This window comes from Porphyromonas sp. HMSC077F02 (assembly GCF_001815465.1).
GTDB lineage: Bacteria > Bacteroidota > Bacteroidia > Bacteroidales > Porphyromonadaceae > Porphyromonas_A > Porphyromonas_A somerae.
Genome location: NZ_KV820630.1, coordinates 136131 through 136623, shown reverse-complemented (window position 1 = coordinate 136623; position 493 = coordinate 136131). Strand labels below are relative to the sequence as shown.

Annotated in this window: 1 protein-coding gene; it reads right to left on the bottom strand. The window is 46.7% G+C overall.

Going from position 1 to position 493, the window contains the following annotated elements:
* Positions 1-172: 172 nt before the first annotated feature.
* A partial coding sequence (locus tag HMPREF3027_RS09570; RefSeq protein WP_168165855.1) for a transposase occupies positions 173-493 on the bottom strand: 321 nt, incomplete at its 5' end.

Here is a 493-nt window from a genome sequence, read left to right as displayed (position 1 = left end):
GTTGTCCCAAATCCTTCGACCCTTGTGGTCGCACAAGCCCATCCAAGTGCGACCACAAGGGTCGATTATATATGCCGTACCCTTTTCCCCGCCAGTCTTCGGGCTTCGCCCTCGACTGGGGGCAATCTATGATCACCACCAAATTTATATGGTTAAAAAGTGTTATTTTGGTCTATGCTCGTTTTGGGTCATAATCAGAGTAGAATTTGGTCCTTCTCGTGGCGATTGTAAAGGCAACCGTCACTAACTTGTTTTTGATGTTGTTCATAATGAGCAAATGTGGCTTACCTTTACTCTTCAGCCTCTTCTTGTAAGCTTCGAACTTCGGGTTGAATCTGCTCGCGGAGAGTGCCGTCATATGTAAAAGGCTTGCAAAATAAGGGTCGGCAAACCAACTCCTATGATTGCCATTTTGGACGGATGTACCTGACTGATTTGGGTGTGGTGAGACACCCAAAGAGCAGGCAAGTTGCTTGGGGTTATCGAACCTTGT